General features: G+C 33.0%; 22 protein-coding genes. 1 reads left to right on the top strand and 21 read right to left on the bottom strand.

Annotated features, from left to right (window positions below; all coding sequences use genetic code 11):
* Positions 1 to 110 precede the first annotated feature (110 nt).
* From ACFVR2_RS20295 to rsgA, 5 genes are all read right to left on the bottom strand, one after another.
* On the bottom strand, positions 111 to 3,308 hold the full coding sequence (locus ACFVR2_RS20295) for a DEAD/DEAH box helicase (protein WP_387365890.1): 3,198 nt from the start codon (positions 3,306 to 3,308) through the stop codon (positions 111 to 113).
* A 135-nt stretch (positions 3,309 to 3,443) separates the two neighbouring features.
* Positions 3,444 to 4,082, bottom strand: a complete 639-nt coding sequence (locus ACFVR2_RS20290; RefSeq protein ID WP_387365887.1) for a response regulator transcription factor — start codon at positions 4,080 to 4,082, stop codon at positions 3,444 to 3,446.
* 11 nt (positions 4,083 to 4,093) lie between these two features.
* Entirely contained in the window at positions 4,094 to 5,110 is a 1,017-nt protein-coding gene (locus ACFVR2_RS20285) for a sensor histidine kinase (protein WP_387365884.1), read from the bottom strand.
* Positions 5,107 to 5,844, bottom strand: coding sequence for a cell wall-active antibiotics response protein LiaF (liaF, locus tag ACFVR2_RS20280; RefSeq protein WP_335474909.1), 738 nt, complete (start codon positions 5,842 to 5,844; stop codon positions 5,107 to 5,109). Before liaF ends, ACFVR2_RS20285 begins: the two co-directional genes overlap by 4 nt.
* A gap of 322 nt (positions 5,845 to 6,166) precedes the next feature.
* Positions 6,167 to 7,213, bottom strand: a complete 1,047-nt coding sequence (gene rsgA / locus ACFVR2_RS20275) for a ribosome small subunit-dependent GTPase A (protein ID WP_387365879.1) — start codon at positions 7,211 to 7,213, stop codon at positions 6,167 to 6,169.
* Between the two features lie 685 nt (positions 7,214 to 7,898).
* Between rsgA and ACFVR2_RS20270 the strand changes: the two genes are divergently transcribed.
* Positions 7,899 to 9,293 (top strand): peptide MFS transporter, encoded by a 1,395-nt coding sequence (locus ACFVR2_RS20270; protein ID WP_387365876.1) that lies wholly within the window; start codon positions 7,899 to 7,901, stop codon positions 9,291 to 9,293.
* Between the two features lie 51 nt (positions 9,294 to 9,344).
* Here ACFVR2_RS20270 and ACFVR2_RS20265 read toward each other — a convergent pair whose 3' ends face one another.
* From ACFVR2_RS20265 to ACFVR2_RS20190, 16 genes are all read right to left on the bottom strand, one after another.
* Complete coding sequence (locus tag ACFVR2_RS20265) at positions 9,345 to 9,794, bottom strand: dCTP deaminase domain-containing protein (RefSeq protein ID WP_387365873.1); 450 nt, start codon at positions 9,792 to 9,794, stop codon at positions 9,345 to 9,347.
* Between the two features lie 119 nt (positions 9,795 to 9,913).
* Complete coding sequence (locus ACFVR2_RS20260) at positions 9,914 to 10,738, bottom strand: GNAT family N-acetyltransferase (RefSeq protein WP_387365870.1); 825 nt, start codon at positions 10,736 to 10,738, stop codon at positions 9,914 to 9,916.
* A 99-nt stretch (positions 10,739 to 10,837) separates the two neighbouring features.
* The gene (locus ACFVR2_RS20255; protein WP_387365867.1) at positions 10,838 to 11,902 is read right to left on the bottom strand and encodes an undecaprenyldiphospho-muramoylpentapeptide beta-N-acetylglucosaminyltransferase; all 1,065 of its coding nucleotides are present in this window, start codon (positions 11,900 to 11,902) and stop codon (positions 10,838 to 10,840) included.
* A gap of 395 nt (positions 11,903 to 12,297) precedes the next feature.
* Positions 12,298 to 13,203, bottom strand: coding sequence for a hypothetical protein (locus ACFVR2_RS20250; protein ID WP_387365864.1), 906 nt, complete (start codon positions 13,201 to 13,203; stop codon positions 12,298 to 12,300).
* A 142-nt stretch (positions 13,204 to 13,345) separates the two neighbouring features.
* Positions 13,346 to 13,750 carry a MaoC/PaaZ C-terminal domain-containing protein gene (locus tag ACFVR2_RS20245; protein ID WP_387365861.1) on the bottom strand — a complete coding sequence of 135 codons (405 nt, stop codon included), beginning with the start codon at positions 13,748 to 13,750 and terminating at the stop codon, positions 13,346 to 13,348.
* Positions 13,747 to 14,196: a MaoC family dehydratase N-terminal domain-containing protein gene (locus ACFVR2_RS20240; protein ID WP_387365858.1), complete on the bottom strand. Its 450-nt coding sequence runs from the start codon at positions 14,194 to 14,196 to the stop codon at positions 13,747 to 13,749. The genes ACFVR2_RS20245 and ACFVR2_RS20240 overlap by 4 nt, the downstream gene beginning before the upstream one ends.
* A 21-nt stretch (positions 14,197 to 14,217) precedes the next feature.
* A complete protein-coding gene (gene fabG, locus ACFVR2_RS20235) occupies positions 14,218 to 14,976 on the bottom strand; it encodes a 3-oxoacyl-ACP reductase FabG (RefSeq protein WP_387365855.1) in 759 nt (252 codons plus the stop codon).
* 18 nt (positions 14,977 to 14,994) lie between these two features.
* Positions 14,995 to 16,173: an acyl-CoA dehydrogenase family protein gene (locus tag ACFVR2_RS20230; protein ID WP_387365852.1), complete on the bottom strand. Its 1,179-nt coding sequence runs from the start codon at positions 16,171 to 16,173 to the stop codon at positions 14,995 to 14,997.
* Positions 16,174 to 16,224: 51 nt separating this feature from the next.
* Positions 16,225 to 17,205: a quinone oxidoreductase family protein gene (locus tag ACFVR2_RS20225; RefSeq protein WP_387365849.1), complete on the bottom strand. Its 981-nt coding sequence runs from the start codon at positions 17,203 to 17,205 to the stop codon at positions 16,225 to 16,227.
* A 21-nt stretch (positions 17,206 to 17,226) separates the two neighbouring features.
* Complete coding sequence (locus ACFVR2_RS20220) at positions 17,227 to 18,006, bottom strand: enoyl-CoA hydratase/isomerase family protein (RefSeq protein ID WP_387365846.1); 780 nt, start codon at positions 18,004 to 18,006, stop codon at positions 17,227 to 17,229.
* Between the two features lie 24 nt (positions 18,007 to 18,030).
* Complete coding sequence (locus tag ACFVR2_RS20215; protein WP_387365843.1) at positions 18,031 to 19,098, bottom strand: phosphotransferase family protein; 1,068 nt, start codon at positions 19,096 to 19,098, stop codon at positions 18,031 to 18,033.
* Positions 19,099 to 19,128: 30 nt separating this feature from the next.
* Positions 19,129 to 19,530, bottom strand: coding sequence for an acyl-CoA thioesterase (locus ACFVR2_RS20210; RefSeq protein ID WP_387365840.1), 402 nt, complete (start codon positions 19,528 to 19,530; stop codon positions 19,129 to 19,131).
* Between the two features lie 78 nt (positions 19,531 to 19,608).
* Positions 19,609 to 20,178, bottom strand: coding sequence for a TetR/AcrR family transcriptional regulator (locus ACFVR2_RS20205; protein WP_056476909.1), 570 nt, complete (start codon positions 20,176 to 20,178; stop codon positions 19,609 to 19,611).
* A gap of 203 nt (positions 20,179 to 20,381) precedes the next feature.
* The gene (locus ACFVR2_RS20200) at positions 20,382 to 22,004 is read right to left on the bottom strand and encodes a long-chain-fatty-acid--CoA ligase (protein WP_387365836.1); all 1,623 of its coding nucleotides are present in this window, start codon (positions 22,002 to 22,004) and stop codon (positions 20,382 to 20,384) included.
* A gap of 60 nt (positions 22,005 to 22,064) precedes the next feature.
* Positions 22,065 to 22,817, bottom strand: a complete 753-nt coding sequence (locus tag ACFVR2_RS20195) for an SDR family NAD(P)-dependent oxidoreductase (RefSeq protein ID WP_387365833.1) — start codon at positions 22,815 to 22,817, stop codon at positions 22,065 to 22,067.
* A gap of 34 nt (positions 22,818 to 22,851) precedes the next feature.
* The gene (locus ACFVR2_RS20190) at positions 22,852 to 24,090 is read right to left on the bottom strand and encodes an acyl-CoA dehydrogenase family protein (RefSeq protein ID WP_387365830.1); all 1,239 of its coding nucleotides are present in this window, start codon (positions 24,088 to 24,090) and stop codon (positions 22,852 to 22,854) included.
* Between the last annotated feature and the right edge of the window lie 33 nt (positions 24,091 to 24,123).

Raw genomic sequence — 24,123 nt, 5'->3', positions numbered from 1 at the left:
AGCTTCATTACTAATATACTCGCTTTCAAACATTTAAGAATGAAATAAAATGAAGCCAAGAGCTTTTTCGAGGGAAAGGGAAAAGCCACTCAGGCGAGCGGCAATTTATTTTAAAACATTAATAATTCACGAATATCTTCTTCAGTTAAATTAAATGAAGGTTTTCCATTCGTTTCAATAATTTCACCTATTAATTGTTTTTTCTTCTCTTGTAGTTCATTCATTTTATCTTCAATCGTTCCTTTAGCGACTAGCTTGATTACATTAACATCATTTATTTGGCCGAAACGGTATGCTCGATCTGTTGCCTGGTTTTCAACCGCAGGATTCCACCAATTATCATAAAGAATAACTGTATCAGCTCCTGTTAAATTGAGTCCCACTCCTCCTGCCTTTAATGAAATTAAGAAGAAGTTATGTTCACCAGCATTAAATCGATTGCAGATCGATAGACGTTCTTCTGACGGAGTTTGTCCATCTAGATAAAAAAATTGCTCTCCCATTATTGATAGTTCTCTACCGATTAAATCTAACATTTTCGTAAATTGAGAAAATATCAATACTCTCCTACCGGCTATTTTTGATGCCTCAATTATTTGAAAAAGCTGTTCAAACTTAGCTGAACTACCTTCGTAACCATCTATAAACAAAGCTGGATGGCAACAAATTTGTCTTAAACGCGTTAAACCGGCTAATATTTTTATATGATTTTTGCCTAATGTAAATTTATCCACGGCTAAATGCTTTAGTGTATCGTGTCGTAGTTTTGCTAAATATGCTGCATATAATTTTTTTTGCTCTGGTAACAATTCGACAAATTCCTTCGATTCGATTTTCTCTGGAAGTTCTTTTAGCACATCCTCTTTTAATCTTCTTAATAAGAAAGGTCGAACTCTTTTAGAGATTGTTTTCTTAGTTAAATTGCTAAATTCCTTTAACCCTCCTAATAATTCAGGAAAAACAACATGATAAATTGCCCAAAGTTCTTCAAGTGAATTTTCAATTGGAGTACCTGTCAATGCAAATCGTTGATCAGCATTTAGTTTTTTTACGACTTTAGCTGTTTGAGTAAATGGATTTTTAAAATTCTGTGCCTCATCAAAAAATACTGTATGAAACTTTTGCTTTTCGTACCATTTTATATCATTTCTTAACAACGAATAAGAGGTAATTAATACATCGATATTGACTAGTTCTTTTTGTATTTTCAATCTCTCATTTTTATTTCCATCAATGACAAGTGCTTGAATTTCTGGTACAAATTTAAATACTTCGCTTAACCAGTTATACGTTAATGCGGTAGGACAAACAATTAGGATTGGTGCATTCAATGAACGGATTTCGTTTAAAACGGATTGAATATAAGTAAGACTTTGAATTGTTTTACCTAATCCCATATCATCCGCTAAAATCCCTCCAAATCCGAATTTAGCTAAATTCTTCATCCATTTGTATCCAAAAATTTGGTAATCTCTTAAAAGATTTTTCAATGTTTTAGGTACTTCTTCTACTATTTCGTTTGGGTTTATTAAACTCTCATAAAAATGATTCAAACGATCTTCAATTTTAAATAAACTAGTTTCTTCCGTAGAATCTAATAAATATAGACCATTTTTTATGGGTAAGTTTAATACACTTTCATAATCAACTTCTTGCTCAGGTACTGCATTTAAAAATCGCCTGATTTCTTGTAATTCTCTCGTTTCAAGCGAGTATAAAGTACCATCCTGTAACCGATAATATTTCCGTTTTTCTTTTAGTGCTAATAATACTTCTTTGATTTGTTTCTCAGGAATGTCTAATTCAAATTTAAATTCCAACCAATTCGTTCGTTCTCTTTTTAAATTGACGCGTATTTGAGGTTTCTTATTTTCTTTAAAAATTCTATTTCGAACTGCGGTCGTTGCATAAATTTCAGTAAGCTTTTCAAGTTTCGGTAATATATTTCTTAAAAACTCGTATTCAAGTTCTTCATTTTGTAAGAAATAGCCACCTTCTGTTTTTGAAAAAGAACTATCTTCCATTAATTGTAATATTTCTATTTCATTCTCTTCATCTCTAACTAACGTTTTACTTAGCTGGATTTCTCTTTTATCTAGCGGATTAATCACTATGCGATCATAATGAAATTCTAGCCCTGCAAGTAATTTATTTTTTATACGATCTAAATATAGCTTTGCTCTTAATGGGGTATTTGAATATTGATTTGATAATGATGTAGGTATTTGCACCTTACCAAGCTTTATAAGTCCCGGAATTACTTTCTCAACATAAAGATGGATTTGGTCTGTTGGAATATTTATTTTTTCATGCGCTGTGTTTTTAAATATTTGTTTTAATTCAACAAGGCGATTAAATTCCTCTATTTTAAGATTATATATTCTTCCACGATATAAGACTGTTGAATAGGCTTCCATTATCGTTAATTTCTCAATTCCTTTTGCAGTTAAAAAGTATTGACCATCCAATTGCTCAATTTCAAATTCTAATGGTAATTTATCTTCGGTAAATGAAATTCCATTAAATGGTATTCCGTTTTCAATCATTTTAACGTTTTCTGTGACTGTTACTAAATGAATGAATTGGCTCCAAATTGTCGGAGAAATGAAAATGAATTCATCTTTCTTAGTTAGAGGATCATTAAACATTTTTTCATCATCTAACAACTTTATTAAAAGTTCCCAAATACGATTAACTTCATTTTGTACACAATGTAAATTAGGGTCAAATATAATATCAGCCGAAATTTCACTTGGTTTTCCCTCTTTAACATTCTTTAAAAAATTGCGTAGATTTTCTACTTTCTTTTTTCCAAATGCCATTGCTATTCCAAGGATTTTATATCCTTCACTCATTTCAACGACTTCGCAAATAAACTCAACATTAATTACTTGCCTATTGTCAAAATGTCTTAATTTTTCGCTTTTTCGAAACTTTTTATCATGAAAAAGTTCTAAAATACCATTCGACTTATTTAAATCGGAGTTTTCTATAAAAACATCTATTTCTGTATGATTTTCCTCTTTTTTCTGCCGTTCAAAAATCGAAATTAAAACGGCAGCTATATGTTGACAATCCGTTTTAATTGAAGCTAGTTTTGGACAAGTGCACTTACAATAAAAATCATCATTTTCTTCTTTTATGACATTAACGGTAAAATCTTCATTTCCTATAACTGTAGCTGTACAGGCATCATTATTATATTTTTCGATCTTTACTTTATTTGCGCGATAAAAAGAGTCACCCCTTTTGAAGGAGACTGTACCGCAGCGTTCTTTTATGATTTTATGATTTAATCTGATCTTCAATTAACTGCTCCTTCCAAAATTAATAAAACGAATATAACTATCTTACCATTAATTATTTATTTATCTAAAATATTGCTTCAAATCTTATAAAAATAGAAAAAAGAAGCCATTTTTGACTTCTTTTTGTGAATATATTTATTTTTGTTCTACAATTCCATGTCTAAAAGCATAAATCACGGCCTGAGTTCGATCGACGACTTCTAATTTCGTTAAAATATTACTTACATGTGTTTTAACCGTTTTTAATGATACAAACAATGTATCGGCGATTTCTTGATTTGATTTACCTTCAGTCATTAAATGAAGGACTTCTTGTTCCCTAGCCGTTAAATCATCATGTAATTCGCGTTGAGCAGATTTTCTCATTCTATTCATCATTTTCCCAGTAACAACTGGTTCTAAAACTGAGCCACCTTTATGAGTTGTTCGTATTGCACCTGCGATATCACTAGCTCTAGATGTTTTTAACATATAACTAATTGCACCTGCATCAATTGCTGGATAAACATTTTCATCATCAATAAAGCTTGTAACAATAATGATTTTTGCTTCTGGCCATTTTGAAATAATTTGTTTTGTCGCTTCAATTCCATCCATAACTTCCATAATTAAGTCCATTAATACAATATCAGGACGTTTTTCTAAAACAAGTTCTACGCCTTCTTTTCCATTACTTGCTTGACCAACCACTTCAATATCAGATTGAGTACTTAAATATGTAGAAACACCCATTCTTACCATCTCATGATCATCAACTAACACGACTTTGATCAATTTTCCCACCTCTATTCAATTACTGGAACTTTTACCTCAATCTGGGTTCCTCTTTTTGGTATACTTACTATTTTTGCCGTTCCGCCAATTTCAGAAGAACGTTCACTTATTGATTGCAATCCATACGAACCAGTTTTTCGGTTTTCAACATCAAAACCGATTCCATCATCAATCATTCGAACTAATACAAAATCTTCAATTTTTCTAATTCGTATTTCAAAGGTTTTTGCATTTGCATGCCTTAAAGTATTCGATAATGCTTCTTGAATAATCCTAAATAAATGATCCTCTACACCTTTTGACAGTGAAATATCATCGATTTTCCATTTTAATTGAAGAGCTTGACGATTTGTTAATTCAGTTAGAAGCTTTTCTACACCTTCTTTTAAGCTTTTACCTTCTAACTGAACTGGTCTTAAATGTAATAAAAGTGCACGCATTTCTGATTGAGCATTAATCGCCATTTTTTCTATATATTGTAATTGTTCTTTAAACGTAGTTTCACCAAGTTCATTGATCGCAGAAATCATCATCGAAATCGCAAATAATTGTTGGCTAACGGAATCATGTAGTTCCCTTGCTAGTCTATGTCGCTCTTTCGTTACGACATCTTCAATTGTCTGAGATTCGATTAATTTCTTTTCATCTACTAATTTTTGAACAGTCTTCCTTGAATCTTCAATTTGTTTAGATATTTTTTGAAGTTGTAATTCGATTTCGTTATCAATTGACCGAATTGAATGTTCTGATTCTTTATGATAAATTCCATTTTCTGCCTTTAATATACCTTCCAGTAAAGCTTTTTCATTATGACGAATCGTGCTCAAAACTGCTGTACTATAAACAATTGATATAATTATGATTGCTACAAATAGTATTAATAGTAAAGAAAAATTTCCAATTTTATACAGAAATAATTTATCAAGGAAAGTATGATCTATAAAATAATAAACAACACCACAAATTAAAATACTTGATGTAAATGCAGCAAGACAAATTGATAAAAAGATACCTTTGTCGATTTTCATTTGTTTGTCACCTCAATATTTCCGATCGCTAAAGAAGTGACAATTTTCAACTTTCTTGAAGCTTCTTTATAATCATTTGAAGTGAACTTACAATTCTTGTTAAACCCGTTCAATTTATTTTTAAGAATATTAATTTTGCCAAATAAAGTAGAGTGCTGGATCGAAACTTCTAAATCATACGGCACATATAAAGTAATATTACCGATGATCCCATTTAATACCAACACCGTCTCTCCTTCAGGAATAAATGACTCGGAAAGATCGATTATGACATCTCCAATTCCAAAATAATAATCTACATCATCTAATTCAAATGAATCATTCTTTAAATGGATATTTGTAAAAAATCGATTTGAGATAAGCGATTTTGTTTCAAACACACCTGTATTCGTTGTTTCAACTATGTTTGGCACAATGACTCTTTCATTAAATTTCGAATTAACAAATATTAAATATCCAACATAGATCACGATAAAAGATAATACCCCTAAGATCGATTTCAATTGGAATACGTTACTTATGAATAAAATGATTCCTCCGAAAAACGCGATATTCGCAGATGTAGATGGGTAAACTTTTCGTTTTTTTGCCCCATACTGAAATAAATAAATACCTACTCCCGCTGCGATTATTGCAAAAGGATTTAAAAATAGATCAAATAATAATCCTATGCCTGCAATTATGAATAATAATCCGGTTAATTCATTGCTAGACAATCGTCTAAATCGCTTCATATAGCTCTCCTCTATTCACTAAACTAGCTTGTTAATAGCAATCGAAAGCTTTTGTTATTAACTATTCTACTATGTAGTTTATCTATTTTTCGTTTGTTTTGATACAAACTTAAGTATTGTCTTATCTCGGTCTTAGGACTGAGTTTTTTTTAATGTAACTCCCCTTAGATTTCTATTGGGTAAGTTAATTTAGTTTTTTTGCTTTTTACTGACTCATGAGCTCATTATGAGTCAGTATTTATCGTTTTTTTGTCGGCTTACTTCCTCATGAACCACTTACAAAATTTCAAAAGAAAAAGAAGAGTATAAATACTCTTCTCTCTTATTTATAAGACTTAGTATTCATCATTTTACTAATTTTTTTCCACTTATCTCTTTCTAGTCTAGCTAATGAAGCGTCTTGTTTACGTTCTGCATACGCTAGTTCTCTCATTAATTTACGATAGCTTGTAAGTCTTTGTTGATCTAGTTCGCCGTTTTCGATTGCTCGATTGACTGCACATCCTGGTTCGTTTTCATGTGTACAGTCTGAGAATTTACATGATTTAGCTAATACTTCGACATCTGTGAATGTCGAGCTTATATGCTCTTCTCCACCCCAAAGCTGTAATTCTCGCATACCAGGTGTATCGATGACCATTCCGCCAGTTGGTAGGAAAAATAATTCGCGGTGTGTAGTTGTGTGTTTACCACGATCGTCACCTTCACGGACGTCCTGTGTTGTTTGAATTAATTCACCGATTAACGCGTTTAATAATGTAGATTTACCAACACCTGAAGAACCAAGTAAGGAAACAGTCTTCCCTTCTGAAATGAGCTGTTTCAGTTCTTCAATACCTTCTCCATTTGTACTATTTACAGAATAAATCGGTACACCAAATGCAATCTCTTCAACTGCTTCAATTTTGGTTGGTAGGTCAGTGCATAAATCCTTTTTTGTTAAAATAATAATTGGACTAGCTCCACTATCATAAGCAACAAGTAAATAACGTTCTAATCTTCTTATATTAAAATCGTTATTTAATGCCATTACTAAAAACACGTAATCTATATTAGCTGCTACTATTTGTTCTTCAATTTTTTCTCCTGCAGATTGCCTTGAGAATTGACTTATTCTTGGCAATACCTTTTGAATAATTGCTTTGTTTTCACCTTTTAACGGTTCAATTACAACCCAATCTCCAACAGATGGATAATCACTTTTTACTTTTGCTTGGAATTGAAATTTCCCAGAAACTTCACCAGTTAGTTCATTTTCTCCATCGTGCAATTTATAAATTTGTCTTTGTTCAGATATAACTCTTGCAACTACTTTATTTTGATCCTTTTCTCCGAACGCTTCGTTCCAACCTAATTGTTTTAAATTCATTTTGTCCTCCAATGTATAAGGACAATAATGAAGATTTACTCCATTTTTTGTCCTCTAATATTTACCTTCTTCTGAACTAAATTAATTAACTTTCCCATATTCATCACTCCGTTTCATATATAGTACTTTTAGTATATCCAAATTTTAGAAAATCGTCCATACGAATTAATTGAATATTAAAAAAGGACGAAACATTCTATTATCATTTCGACAAATTTTGACAATTCACATTCTTTCGTTTAATTAAACTTTTATAATATTAAAGTAAAAAATAATAAAAACCCTTGAAATATTTAAAAAATTTATTATTATTTAGATATAGGTCTTTTTGTTCAGGCTGTACTAATACAGGTCAATCGACAAAGTCTTAAAATACTAGTTTAATTAGAAAAATCAGTATTGCAAGATTTGTCTGACAATATAAAAAACTTTACAGAAATAAGCTATTGTGTGTTATACTAAAATAGTAAATTGGTCCCAAGTTATTTTTTGCGGATCAAAAAAAAATTTAGTAGAATTGTTCTGATGAAAATAGTTAGAAATTTTTTTTAACTCAAATTGTCGAAATTTGTTGAATTCGGAAATTATTTTTTACAGTAAATTGACAGAATAGTATATGAATTGGCGACAATAAATATTCATACAGAAAATTACACAGAATAGCACTTATGAGGGAGGAATTTGAATGAGCGTAGCAGCAAAACAAAACGTTTCATCAAACGAGCAAAATCAAAAAACGAAACACCCACCTGGCCTTTACTTACTTTTTGCAACTGAGGCTTGGGAGCGCTTTAGTTATTATGGAATGCGTGCACTTTTAGTTCTTTACTTAACAACTTCAGTAGTTCAAGGTGGACTTGGATTTAAAGATGCTTGGGCACTACAACTTTATGGATTATTTACTGGACTAGTATATTTCACTCCAATCATTGGTGGTTGGATTACAGATAATTTCCTTGCAAAGCGTGCTGCGATCACTATTGGTGGTATTATTATGGCAGCTGGTAATATCGCATTATTCGGTATTCATTCTTCAACTGGTTTATACCTTGGTTTAATTTTAATGATTATCGGTAATGGTTTCTTCAAGCCAAACATTTCAACAATTGTTGGTGAACTTTATGAAGGAGATGACCCACGTCGTGATGGTGCATTCACAATCTTCTACATGGGTATCAACTTAGGTGCATTCTTTGCTCCACTTGTTACTGGTTATTTAGCACAAACTTTATTTATGTCTAAAAATGCTGCTGGCGATGATTTATTTGGTTACCGTTATGGTTTCTTAGCATCTGCGATCGGTATGATTATTGGTCAAATTATTTTCAACGTATTAGCTCAAAAATATTTAGGTGATTTAGGTACTAAACCTAACGCTAAAGTTGTACAAGAGGGTAACAGCAAATCAGTTAAGGATGTTCCTCTTACTAAAAAGGAAAAACAACGTACTACAGTTATCTTTATCTTAGCTGCATTCGTAGTATTTTTCTGGGCTGGATTTGAACAAGCTGGTTCATCATTAACGCTTTATACTGAACGTTTCTTAGATCTTAAAGTCGGAAGCTTCAATGTACCATCTGCATGGTTCCAATCTGTTAACCCATTATTCATTATGCTTTTCGCTCCAGTTCTTTCTATGATCTGGATTAAAATGGCAAGAAATGGTAAAAACATAAGCGTTCCTGCGAAAATGGCAATGGGTCTTATCCTATTAGGTATTGGTTTCGCATTCACAATTATGGCGGTTATGAAAACAGGTTCTGATCCAAATCATATTACTGTAAAAGCAAACATGTTGTTCATGATTATGACATATTTCTTCCATACAATTGCTGAATTAGTACTTTCACCTGTTGGTTTATCAGCAGTATCTCGTTATGCACCTGCTAAACTTGCTTCATTATTAATGGGTGTTTGGTTATCATCAAGTTTCATTGCAAACTTAGTTGGTGGTCAATTAGCTGCATTTACAACAACTCTTGGAATGTTACAAGTATTCTTAGTAGTAGGTGGAGCAGCAATCGTAGCAGGCTTAATCTTACTTGCTTTATCACCAAAACTTGCAAGAATGTTAGACTAATTACAAAATTAAAAGAACTCGAGCGTATCGAGTTCTTTTTTTAAATCTATATTATTTGCCAGTACTTCCAAATCCACTTACTCGTTCTTCCCCTGCAAAATCATCATCAGCTAATAAGAACTTTTGAAAAACAGCTTGTCCAATTCTCTCACCTTTTTGAATAATAACAGGCTCCTTTGATACATTTATTAATTGCATCATGATATGGCCATCATTTGAAGGATTGCTGTAGTAGTCTGAATCTATAACCCCTACCCCATTTCCTTTCATTAAGCCTTTCTTTAAAGGTGTAGACGAGCGCACAAATAATGCTAAAAATTCGTCTTTTTGCATATACGCTTTTAATCCTGTACCAACAAGTTTGATCTCGTTTGGATTTATAATCGTCTCTTCAATACTTTCGATATCATAACCAGCTGCATGAGTAGTTGCTCTTTTTGGAAGGTTCACTCCACAGTTTTCAAATCCTTTTGCTACTTCAAATCCTCTTATTTTTTCCAAAACTTTCACCCTTTACCATTTAATCCTTTTCTAGTGTAACATAGATATTTTCATAATGATAAAATTATAATAATAAGTTAAAAAAGAGGCCGTCTAAAAAACAGACAGCCTCTTACTAATTATTGGCTAATTTTATAATAATCTTGAGTGTTATATTGTCTAAATCCACAATCGGTATATAATTTCTTCGCGTTACTATTTTCTAGAGCAACTTCTAAATGAATTTCGTTCCCAATCTCATTTTCTTTTTGAATGGTTTGGAGTAATGCATTTTTTCCATATCCCTTACCTTGGTATTCTGGAAGTATTGCAAATCCATAAATCCAACTCTCATTATTTTCACGAAGCAAACTCATTTTGCCAATTTTTTCATCATTTACTTCTATAATAAATAAATCACGATCTGGTTCATTTAAGATGCGTTGATTGTACTTCTCGGCATCACTTTTTTCAAATCCAAAACATACAACATCTAAATTTGAAATAAACGAGAAATCGAATTGCTTTGCTTTTGTGAATTTAACGAGTGGTGTAAATTCTTTTACTTCTTGGTTTTTCCAAGCCATTTGATATTCAGAAAAAGAATAGGAACATTTTTTTTGATTTCTAATAAATTCTTTCGCTGATGTTGAAGCTTCAGGAGCATTTAATAAAATCGTAGTGACTGGAGATATTGCATTTAATGCTTCATTTAACAAACTAGAAAAAATACCTTTTCGGCGAAAATTCGGATGAACCATACCGCAGATTTCAACTTTTTCTCCAAAATAGTAAGTTGCTAAAAATCCAACTAGTTGATTTTCTTCATAGTAAAAGAAATCTTCTTGTACATCATTTCTTCGATTTCTTAACATTTCCCAGTTTAACTTTAAAGTTATTTCATCAAATTTCTCGCATGTTTCCTGTAATATGCTGATTTCGTTTAATTGATTTTCTGTAATCAATTTTTCCACCTTCTTCTTACACTATTTCTTTTAGTCCCATTAGAGTTATTCAACAAAAAAGCATCTCTTCCTTTATTTAGAAGAATGCTTTAATAAGAATCAATTTCTATTTATTTCCTCAAGAAGGACATCTAGTGCATTACTTTGATTCGATGATTTCATATTTGTTATGAACAAGTCTTTTTTAGCTTGAAGATCTTCAATTGATTCTTGTAGTGATTTGTTCGTTAAATCCTCTTCTTCCATCATTAATGCAAAGCCTTTTTCTTTAAAAGAATTTGCATTTAATATTTGGTCACCTCTACTTTGATTTTTCGTAAGTGGGATAATTAACATCGGTTTATGTAACGCTAAAAATTCAAATATTGCATTTGACCCACCTCTTGTGATAATCATTTGAGATGCGGCCAATACGTCTGCTAGCTCGTCATGAACATATTCAAATTGCTTATATCCTTCAATATTTTTTAAACTTTCATCAACATTTCCTTTACCGCATAAGTGGACAATCTGATACTTTTTCGTTAGATCCGGTAATGATTCTCTAACAGTTTCATTGATTTTCTTTGCTCCTAAACTACCACCCATAATTGTTAATATTGGTATATAGCTTTTAAAATGAAGGTATTCTAAGCCCTTTTGTCTTGAGCCATTTAATAGTTCTTTTCTAATTGGAGAACCAATTACTGTTGTTTTATTTTTAGGAAAATAATTTTTTGCTTCTTCAAATGACGTGAAAATTTTTGTAGCAAATCGCTGGGAAATTTTATTCGCAAGTCCTGGTGTCATATCACTTTCATGTATAAAAATTGGAATTTTCAATGTGCTAGCAGCAATAATTACAGGTACAGAAACAAAGCCACCCTTTGAAAAAACTAAACTCGGCTTAATTTTTCTTAATACTTTTCTTGCATCAAGACAGCCTTTTATTACCCGAAACATATCAATAATATTTTCAAAATCTATATATCGTCTTAATTTTCCGCTTGAGATGCCGTAATAAGGTAAATCAATTTTATTTATTAGTTCTTTTTCAATACCTTTTTTAGATCCAATATAATGAATATCCCAATCATTTTTATTTAACTCAGTTATAATGGCGATATTTGGTGTCACATGCCCCGCAGAGCCACCACCGGTAAATACAATTGTTTTCTTAAACATATTAACTCCTATCAATTTTCTTTATCATACTATTTAACTTAATCACAAATTTTACACAAAGCTAATACTACTTTCAATTTAGCCTAAGCTTTGTAGCTGAAATTAATGATCGCCCCCTATTTTAACTTTCTATTTCATCTCAATTTTATATCTTTATGAACGTTCATAGCTAAAAAATGCATAGTTAGGTAAAGTATTATCTTGATAAATTCACCAAATTAAAGTGTTTTTCCTCTAAAAAGTAAAAATGCATTACTTCACTTTTTGGAAGTAATGCATTTACTCTGTTGCAAAAAAAAGTTTCTCAACTAACGCCATGTTACTGAAATTTCACACTGATCTAGCTGATGTGTCGAAAGGATAGACCAAATCAATTAATTAGATCAACAATGATTTTATCTTTTATCATTAGGATCCACTTCAAACCATTCTGACATCGATAAGTTCGTAGTAGAGTCCTCCCAATCATCAATTGATAAATCAGAAAAATCCGTTTCTAATAATTGTTCGGATGTCATCTTTTGACTAGAGTCATTATCTTGATTGTGACCATGATTATTATTCTGGTGTTGTTCTTCATTATGATTTGTAAAAGAAGACGATAATTCCGAATAATTTTTTTGATTAATACTCGTTAATCCAGTTGTTATACCGCTCGTTTGACTTTCGTCCATCGCACTTGCAGAATACTGGTTACTATTTTCTATATTTTGATTATTATACTTTCTCCTATTAGCTACTCTTGAGTTATGTTGCTTTTCCTCGAAATGTTCATGTTCTTGATGGTCTTGATACTCTTGTTGTTCTTGATGTTGTTGATGCTGTTCATGCTGTTCATGACCATGATGTTGTTCATGTTGTTCATGTTCTTGATACTCTTTATGACCTTCATGATTAGGTTCGAATATACTTGCTGAAAATTCCTCCACATTCTGTATTAGATTTTCAGCCCAATTAGGATGATCAGGATGGTGTTCATGACCTTTGTGATGCTTGTGATGTTCGTCCTGCTCATGATGATTGTGATGATTTTGATGCTCATTTTGCTGGTAATGTTCTCTGTTATGATCTATATCGTGGTGTGAACTTGATTCATTTTCACTGTTAATCATTGATAGAGTACTTTTTAAATCTTTTTCTATATTAACAATTTGATGGTCAAAATTATGTAATTGCTTTTTAATTTCTTCCATATGAGACTCTATTTCATCTATTCTTTTGTTAACCTTATGCAAATTTTTTTGATGTTCATTTTTTTTCAAATCAAATTGCTCTAATAATTTATCAAATGAAAGATCCATTTTTCTCACCTATTTCGTTTTTTAATATTATGTGTAAATCCACTGTATCCAAATCCTATTTAATGTAAAATTAACATTAATCGAAGTCGAAATTGTAAAATACAAAAGGGACTCCTATTAGAAGTCCCAATTAGATTCAGTATCATTCATATAATGTAAATAAAATTTTACCAGTAATAACTGATACATCATTTTGATTCTTTGCGTTTACTTTAAAATGTAGGTTGTTTTCATCAACTTTTTCAAGTGTTGAATTTAATGTGATTACATCATTTAAAAATACCATGTTCTTAAATCTTATAGAGTAATTTTCAATAAAGCCAACTTCTAAATAATCTGAAAAAAGCTTCGCTAAATTCCCCATTGTCCACATGCCATGTGCAATAATTCCAGGTAAACCAGCTTTTTTTGCTTCTTCATCAATTGTATGAATAGGATTAAAATCACCAGAAGCTCCTGCGTATTTTATTAAATCAATTCGAGATACTGGTTCAAGTACGACTGGTTTAAACGAATCGCCAATTTGTAATTCTAATACTACCGTCATACCGTTAGCACCTTCCTAACCTCTTCAGTTATGATAACAACTGATTTAGTAGTAAATATAATATTGCCTGCTTGATCTTCTCCGTTATCTGACAGTACTAGAAAACCCATAAACCCATGCCCACCACGTTTTTCATAATAATCTTTAATCTCTGTATAACAATTAATGGTTTCACCTACTAAAAGTGGCCTTTTATATTCAAATGTTTGTTCACCATGAATTAGACCAACATTAGGTAGGTTAAAATTCTCTATTTTCCCATAGTCAAATACTCTTGGAAAAGTCGCCGGAGCAATATTTTGTCCATATCTAGTTTGTTTTCCGTATTCTTCGTCAACATAAATTGGATGTAAATCGCCAATTGCTTCAGCAAATTTTTTCACAGCACCACGTTCTACTGTATTTTTTACTGATTTAGAGCGTTTACCGATAAACGATTTAAACATTTGAATTCACCTCAATTTTTTTTAAGCTTTCGGTCCACCTGCAACATATAAAACTTGCCCATTTACATAAGAAGACTTTTCATCAGCAAAGAAAGCAACTGCATTTGCAATATCCTCTGGTTTACCTGTTCTTCCGGCTGGAATTTGGCTTAAACTTGCCTCAACAAGTTGTTCAAAAGTAATACCGATTCGATTTGCCGTTTCTTTCGTCATTTCAGTTTCGATAAACCCTGGTGCCACAGCGTTAGATGTGATTCCATATTTACCAAGTTCAATTGCAAGTGTTTTCGTTAGACCTTGTAAACCAGCTTTTGCAGTTGCATAGTTTGATTGTCCACGGTTACCGAGTGCAGATGTTGAAGAAATATTAATGATTCTTCCATATTTTTGTTTAACCATATAGGCTTGTGCAGCACGGACAACATTAAATGAACCTTTCAAGTGAACATCCATCACAGTATCCCAATCTGAGTCTGTCATTTTAAATAATAAATTATCGCGAATAACACCTGCATTATTGACAACAATATCTATTGAACCAAATGTATCATATACCTCTTTCATAGCAGTTTCAACTTCATTGGAATTTGTAACGTTTGCAATTTTAGTATATATTTCATACTGCTTAAATTCTGAAGCAGTTTGTGATATTGCTTCAGAATTTACATCAATAATAGCTAATTTTGCTCCTTCTTTTGCAAATAATTCTACGATCCCCTTACCAATTCCTCGACTACCACCTGTAATAAAGGCTACTCTGCCTTCAAATCTACCTGCCATTTTCTTCTCTCCCATCTTTTAAACGTATTGTCCTAATTTAACATGTCCTTTTAGTAAATTACGTGAAATAATTAAGCGTTGAATTTCATCCGTACCGTCGTAAATTCTCCATAATCTTGCTTCACGGTACCATCTTTCAATTGGAAGTTCTTTTGTATATCCGATTCCACCATGAATTTGAAGTACGCGGTCAACAACTCGATTTCCCATATTCGAACCATAAAGTTTTGCCATTGAAGCTAAATGTCTATTGTCTTCTCCTTGATCGAGTGTATAAGCTGCATTTAATACAAGCCATTTTGCAGCTTCTATTTCAACAGCAGAATCCGCTATTTGCCATTGGATAGCTTGACGTTCGGCAATTGGTTTTCCGAAAGTTTCTCTTTCTTTTGAATAGTCAATGGCCATTTGTAATAAACGTTCAGCCGCACCAACAGCTGTAGCCCCTACAATCCATCTTGCAAATCCGATCCATTCAAGTCCTAAATTATATCCACCATTTAATTCACCTAAAATATTTTCTTCAGGCACACGGACATTTTCAAATACTAAACCAGCTGGTCCCCATTCACCCATTGTATGAATAAATTCAGATTTCCAACCCATGTCTCGGTCGACTATAAAACAAGTTACACCTTCTCTTCCACCAGTTTTTTGATGTCTTTCTTTATCCGTAATTGCAATGACCATTACAAAATCCGCTTCGTTTCCACCTGTAATAAATGTTTTCTCACCGTTTAATACCCATTCATTCCCATCCTTAATAGCGGTCATTTTAATGTTTTGAGTATCAGATCCCGCATTAGGCTCCGTCATCGCAAAGCATGATTTTTTTTCGCCATTTATTGTAGGAATAAGGTATTTCTTTTTTTGTTCCTCGTTACAATAAAATAATATATTATCCGCATAACCACCAAATTTAAAAGGAACGAATGTTTTTGAAATTTCCATATAAATAATTGCTAACATCATTTGACCTAAATCAGCACCACCATATTCAGTAGGTGTATTAATTCCCCAGAAACCAGCTTTTTTCGCTTTTAATTGAAGTTCCTTTTCAACTGCCGGATCTAAGCTTGGTCTACCTTCACGCTCATTTCTAAGCACTTCATTTTCTAAAGGGATTAATTCTTTTTCAACAAATTTTCGAATTGTTTTTTGAATCATTTTTTGTTCGTCAGTCAGGCGTAAATGCATTTAAATTTCCCCCGTTTCGATTTGATCAAAGTTTTTCATATCAAAAATTCATTATTTTCTCGGCTCTAAAATCACTTTTCCAACTGTTTTTCTTGATTGCAATATCGTATGGACATTGGCTGCTTCACTTAAAGGAAATACTTCTCCAATCGTGATTTTTAATTTCCCTTCAGCTAAATATGTAAATAACTCTTCTAAGCTTTGTTTAATTAATGCTTTTCTTCTCAAAAGTGGTGGTAAGAAAAATCCGATGACTGATTGATTTTTTGCCATTAAAGAGGATGGGTAAAACTTACTTTGATGGCCACTTGCTACACCATAAATAACTAATCTTCCGAAATAAGCTAAGCAATCTAATGTTTTACAAAAAACATCGCCACCAGCCATCTCTAAGGCAACATCTACACCTTTTCCGTTTGTAGCTTCAAGTACTTTTTGATCCCAGCCTTCTTCGGTATAATTGATTAATACATCAGCGCCCATCTCTTTTGCTAGCTGTAATTTTTCGGCTGTACTTGCTGTTGCGATTACTTTGCCAGCTCCAAAAAGCTTCGCTAATTGCACAGCTAATGTACCTAGACCACCAGCTGCCGCATGAACTAAAACGGTTTCTCCTGGTTCTAACATACCCATTGTTTTTAAGATATGGTAAGCACTTAAACCTTGGACGGGTAATGCAGCGGCTATTTTAAAATCCATTTCGTTCGGTAAAGGGATTACCGAACGCTCATCAGTCAAGGCAAAATCTGAGTATCCACCACATTCCAACATTGAAACAACTCGATCACCAATTTTAACTGAACTAACCTCATTTCCAATTTCCACTACGACCCCAGCAACTTCAGCACCAGGTACATATGGCAAAGTAGTCTTGACTACATATTGATTTTCTCTTCGCGCTGTATCAGCATAATTGACACCTGCTGCATGCACTTCGATTAATACTTCTTTTCCCTTTGGTACTGGTCTTGCAAGTTCAACTTTTTCTAATACCTCAGGGCCGCCAAATTGTTTAAATTGAATTGATTTCATCGTAAACTTCCTTTCAGCTTTTTATTTTCCAGTAAAAATCGCTTTTCTTTTTTCTTTAAATGCAGCAACACCTTCTTGATGGTCTTCAGTTGCTACCATTAATGGCTGAGTAATTCTTTCAAGTTCTAGCATTTCATCTAATGTTGATGTAAAAGATTGATTAATTAATTTTTTCATCATACCATTTGCTTTTCCAGGTCCTCTTGCTATACTATTTGCAAATTTTACTGTTTCTTCAGCTAAATTTTCAGGTGGTACGAGTTTGTTAATCATACCTAGCTGATACAATCTTTCAGCAGGAACTGGCTCTGCAGTAAAGAAAAACTGTTTCGCTAAATACGGACCGATTAATCTTGGTAGGAAATAAGAACCGCCTCCATCTGAAATTAATCCCACTTGAGAAAAGCTTAAAGCAAATTTACTATCGTCTGCTGCGATGATTAAATCACATGCTAAAGCTAAGTTAAAACCAGCACCAGCTGCAAAACCATGAACTGAAGCAATTACAGGCTTTTCGATTTCACGAATCGTTTTAATAACAGTATTCAGAATTCCGATATGCTCATATACTGCACTTGGTGTGACGTTTCCCATCGTTTTTACATCTCCACCTGCTGAAAAGGAACGCCCTGAACCTGTTAGTACAATGGCTTTAATTTCCGGATTTAAATTTGCTTGATTAAGCGCTACAGTCATACCATTCAACATTTCATAACTAAAAGAATTTAGACTTTCGGGCCTATTTAACGTTAAAGTTAAAATCCGCTCTTTAACTTCTACTAATAAATGCTCATTACTCATTTATTACACTCCCTTTATATGAATTTATTTAACTGCTAGATCATTGGCAATCCTAATCAGATTTTCTGCGAATTGGTCAAACTTTGCAAAACGTTGGTCACTTGTTTGTCCGGCTTTAAATCGATAGAAGATTTGTTGAACAATTACTGCTAATTTAAAATAGGCAAAAGCCATGTAGTAATGTATGTTTGATAAATCTCTGCTACTTTTCTTTGCATATGCCTCAATAAATTGGTCTCTTGTCATAAATCCTTCTTGAATCGTAACAGGTGGTTTACCTAATCCAAATTTTAATAAATCTGGATCATCATTTTGAATCCAATAGCATAAAGCTACACCTAAATCGACTAACGGATCACCAATTGTTGCCATTTCCCAATCAAACAGTCCAATCAATTCCTTCAAATTGTGACTAAACATTGAATTATTCAATTTAAAATCATAATGAATAATTGATGAGTGATGATTTTTTGGTACATTATTGATTAACCAACTCATTAGTCGGTCAACCTCGGCAATTTCACTAGTCTTTGCCCTGTTATAACGACCAATCCAGCCGTTAACTTGTCTTTCCATAAAATTCTCAGGTTTCGTTATTTCTAGGAGTTTTGTTTTTGTATAGTCTATGGAGTGTAATTCAACTAGCTTATTTACCATTACAGTAGATAACCTTTTACGGTCTTCAATCGTTACGTTTAAATGTGGAGGAAATGATGAGTCAAATACTTCACCATTTTTTCTTTCCATTATGAAAAATGGACTACCTATGATTTCTTCGTTTTCTGAATATAAAATCGGCTTAGGTGCAGCCGAAAAGTGGGGATGTATTTCTGATAAAATACGAAATTCTCTTTTCATATCATGTGCTTTTGGAGCAACTGGGCCAAGTGGTGGCCGTCTTAACACAACTTCCCATTCTCCAATTTTTAGTAAATAAGTTAAGTTTGAATGACCCGCTGAGAACTGACGAATCGTTAATTCTCCATCTGGAAGATCATCCATATTTTTTTCTAAAAATTTATGTAAAACATGAGGATCTAGCCCTTCACCTTTGCGAACTTGAATTGTTTCTAATTCTACCTTTTCAGCCATTTTACCCCTCCTACATTAAGAAAATTCAGTTTATTTCACAACTAAATGTCTATCTAACTGCTCTCTAAATAACTCAGGAAGTACTTCACTACGTTGCTCTTTAAAGTTAAAAAATACGATGATTGCATTACCTGTAGCAATCATTTGATTTGTCTCTTCACAACAAATTTCATGTTCGAGATGAAAGCTTCTATTTCCTATTTTTGAAATATAGGTCGATACTGACAATTTTTGATTAAAGTGACCTTGATTCACAAAATCACATTTTGTAGATGCTAGAATAAACTTCCAATCATCTAGATTCATTGAATAGCCAAGTGATTGGAAGAATTTAATTCGCGCTTCTTCTAAATAAATAAAGTAACTAGTATTGTTAATATGACCTAATGCATCGGTTTCACAAAATCTAGGGGTAACGGTGAATTTTTCCATAAAACAACCTACCTTCATCAATTATTTTGTATTTACCAATACTAACTAGTCGGTATGTAAAGGAGAAGGAGAAAAGGACTACTCCCCTACTTTAATCCCTTTTAAGATCATTTCTTGGAATGACTTCGCGATTTCAAATGCATTTTTTTGTCCTTCTGCGTTATACCATTCATAACTCCAGTTCATAACACCTAAAATACCGAATGAAACGATTGGTACGTCTAAATCTGATCTTAAATCACCATTTTTAATTCCTTCATTCAGAAGTTTCTCAATATTAAATCTGTATAAATCCCTTTTGGCTTTAATTTCTGTTAAGCTTTCAGGATTTAAATGTCTCATTTCACGATAAAACACTTTTGCGCTTGGACCTTGCTTTTTAATGTCCATTAAGCTTAAATAAATGACTTCAAATAGTTTATCTGAAAAGCTTTTCTTTGCATCATTAATAACTTCTTCCTGCTCATTTAATACTTCATCAATAAATTGAAGGTGAATTTCCATAAGAAGTTGTTCTTTGCTTGTATAATAATAGTAAAAAGTTCCTTTTGTAACACCGATCGATTCGACGATATCTTGAATGGATGTACTCGTAAATCCTTTTTTATCAAATAGCTGTATAGAATGTTCCTTTATTTTTTGTTTCATTAGATGTCCTCGCAATCTTAAAAATTCAATAGAATTATATCATAGTACAAGGAAGGTTTTATCATAATCTAATTAATTAAATAAAAGGACATCACATCTTACTAAATATATAGATGTTCCTTGTTAAAGATACTTACTATTTTTCGTATGCATAGTATTAATGAAATGCAAGATCAAAAGAAATACCATAATACATTCTTTCCTTATACCTGCTTTATCGAGCTTTCTTCTTCTCTAATAGCTCTTCTTAATATTTTGCCAACATTCGTTTTTGGTAGTTCATTTCTGAATTCGATCACTCTTGGAACTTTATATGTCGCTAAATGATTTTTGCAGTATTCCTTCATTTCTTCATTGGTAAGATGTTTATCTTCTTTAAGTACAATTACTGCTTTAACTGTTTCACCTCTATAAGAGTCGGGTACACCTATTACAACAGCCTCTTTTACGTAAGGATGCTCATAAATTACTTCTTCGATTTCACGGGGATACACATTAAAGCCACTTGCTATAATCATATCCTTTTTACGATCTAAAATTGAGACGTATCCATCTTCATCGACGCTCGCAATATCACCAGTATATAACCATCCATCTCTAATTGTATTTGCCGTTTCTTCAGGCAAATTCCAATAGCCTTTCATCACTTGAGGACCTTTAATAATTAATTCACCAATTTCTCCAACTGGAACTTCGTCTATTCCGCTAGCTATGTCAACGATTTTTGAATCAGTTGATGGATAAGGGATTCCCACAGTGCCAGGCTTTCTTTGTGCAAATGCAGGATTACTATGAGTCGTTGGAGATGCTTCAGATAATCCATAGCCTTCTAAAATAGTAGCACCTGTCTTTTTTTCAAATTGCTTCATTAGTTCTACTGGCATCGGTGCACTTCCACTATTGCAAAGCTTTATTGCATCGATCCCATATTTTTCAGACTCAGGATGATTAATTAATGCAACATACATAGTTGGAACGCCTGGAAATAGTGTAGGTTGTTCATTTTTTATCGTATTTAAAACTTCTTCAATTTCAAAACGTGGAAGGATAATCATTTCATTTGCCATAAAAACACTTAAATTAATACAGACTGTCATTCCATAAACGTGGAAAAATGGTATGATGGATAAAACCCGCTCGCGACCCGGATCGATTGCGCCTTTAAAAAATTCGCCTTGCTGCATTATATTTGCGTATAGATTTCGATGGGTTAGCATGACTCCTTTTGAACGTCCAGTTGTTCCACCCGTATATTGGAGAATTGCAACATCTTCATGAGAATCAATCATAACTGGTTTCAGTTCTTGATTTCCGCTTTGTAAAAATTTTCCAAATGAAACGCCTTCGTCATAATTCTCTTCTGTACCAGTTAAGTTTACTACTATAATTTTTCGTAAATTCGTTTCTTCAATTAACGGTTTGACGGTAGGGTACAAACTATTTAATACAACAATCGTTTCAGTTCCTGAGTCATTTAATAATTCCTTTAGCTCTCTTTCGACCGACATTGGATTTATTTGGGTTACGATTCCACCTACAGTTAGAATCCCATAATATGAAATAACATATTGTGGACAATTTGGAAGCATGATTGCTACACGATCACCTTTTTGAATGCCATTTTTTTGTAAAGCAGAAGCAAATCTATTTACTGCCGACTGTACTTCTTTATAAGTATGTTTTTTACCATAAAATGATAGACAAGAATGATTAGGATAGTTTTCGACAGTTTCGTTAAACATTTCTGGAATTGATTTTGTCGGAATTGATAGTTCTTTTGCAATATATTCAGGATAGTGAGCTAACCAAGCTTTATTTGTTGACATACATAACTCTCCATTTCTGATTATGAATATTGTTTTAAACAACTTTTCAAATCTAATCGATTAGAATATTAATCCTCCACCATCAACTGATAACGTTGCTCCAGTCACGAACGATGCTTCATCGGATGCTAAAAATAGTGCAGCCGATGCGACTTCATCAGGGGTCCCTATTCTACCAAGTGCATTTGCACGGGATAAAATCGGCCACTTTCTTTCATCATTTTTCCATTCCTTAATAATATTTGTATCAATTATTCCAGGAGCAATTGCATTTACTCGAATATTATATTTTCCGTACTCCAATGCTGCATTTTGTGTTAATAATACTACTCCACCTTTAGAAGCATTGTAAGCACTTACATACTTCCTTCCTTTTAATCCTAGTAAACTAGCTGTATTTATAATCACACCATTGCCAGATTTTTTCAGTTCAGGAATTGCATATTTTATGCCTAAAAATACACTTTTTAGATTACTATCGATTACCTGATCCCATTCCTCTTCTGCTAAGTCTACACTTCTTACTTCTGAGTTCCCTATTCCAGCATTGTTAAACAAAATATCAATCCTACCAAAATGTTCCACAGCTCGCTTCATCATATTTTGAATGCTCTTACTTTTGGCGACATTCGTTTTAACGAAAATAGCTTCTGGATATTGTTCTTTTATAACACCTAGCGTTTCTTCACCAGTAGCTTCATTAATGTCTGCTATAACTATTTTTGCTCCCTCTTTTGCGAAGCGGATAGCAGTAGCACGCCCGATCCCACTACCTCCGCCTGTAATAACTGCGACTTTATCTTTTAGTCTCATTTCAACCCTCTCTCAATCTGTCATTTAATTTGAATTAACTTTTTATTGTTGAGAAGTTATTTTCTGCAGCATGTTTTTTTAATTCTAATCTTGCTAACTGCGCCCGATGTACTTCATCTGGACCATCAGCTAATCTTAACGTTCTAGCATTTGCCCATTGTGCAGCTAACGTATAATCATCAGATACACCTGCTGCTCCAAAGGCTTGAATAGCACGGTCAATTACTCGTAGAGCCATTGAAGGCGCGACGACTTTTATCATTGCAATTTCTGCTTTCGCCTCTTTATTACCAACAGTATCCATCATATATGCAGCCTTTAAGGTTAGTAATCTAGCTTGCTCAATTTCGATTCTTGAATTAGCAATCCATTCTTGAATAACGCCTTGATTTGCAATCGGCTTACCAAATGCTGCTCGTTTTTGAACACGCTTACACATTTCTTCGAGTGCCCGTTCGGCAGCACCAATCAATCTCATACAATGGTGGATCCGACCCGGACCAAGTCTACCTTGTGCAATCGCAAATCCTTTCCCTTCTCCCCATAAAATATTGCTTGCAGGAACTTTTACATTTGTAAACGTAATTTCTGCATGTCCATGCGGTGCATGATCATAACCGAATACTGGTAATACCCTTTCGATTTTTACACCAGCTGTATTTAATGGGACTAGAATCATAGATTGCTGTTCATACTTGGGGGCATCTGGGTTTGTTTTGCCCATAAATATTGCAATTTTGCATCTAGGATCCCCCGCTCCTGATGACCACCATTTTCGACCATTGATGATATAATAATCACCATCTTTTTTAATACTTGCTTCAATATTTGTTGCATCAGAAGAAGCAACCTCAGGCTCGGTCATTGAAAAGCATGAGCGCATTTCACCATTTAAAAGTGGTACCAACCATTTTTCCTTTTGCTCTTTCGTACCATACCTTTCTAAAACTTCCATATTCCCAGTATCTGGTGCACTACAATTAAACACTTCTGGTCCAATCATAGATCGTCCCATAATTTCGCATAATGGAGCGTATTCTAAATTTGTTAACCCTGCTCCTAGATCACTTTCAGGTAAAAATAGATTCCATAATCCTGCTTGTTTTGCTTTTTGTTTTAATTCTTCCATAACCTGCGGTACATCACTCCACCGAGTTTCCTGTGCATTTAACTGTTGCTCATATATTCGCTCATTAGGATAAACATAAGTTTCCATAAATTTTGTTAATTTTAATTGAAGCTCTTTACTTTTTTGCGAATATAAAAAATCCATTCAATCATCCCTTTCACATATCGTTTTTGCCTA

It is taken from the genome of Gottfriedia sp. NPDC057991, from assembly GCF_042886615.1.
In the GTDB taxonomy this organism is placed as follows: Bacteria; Bacillota; Bacilli; order Bacillales; family Bacillaceae_G; genus Gottfriedia.
Note: the sequence above shows the minus strand (reverse complement) of the source record. Positions and strands in the feature narration are given on the sequence as shown.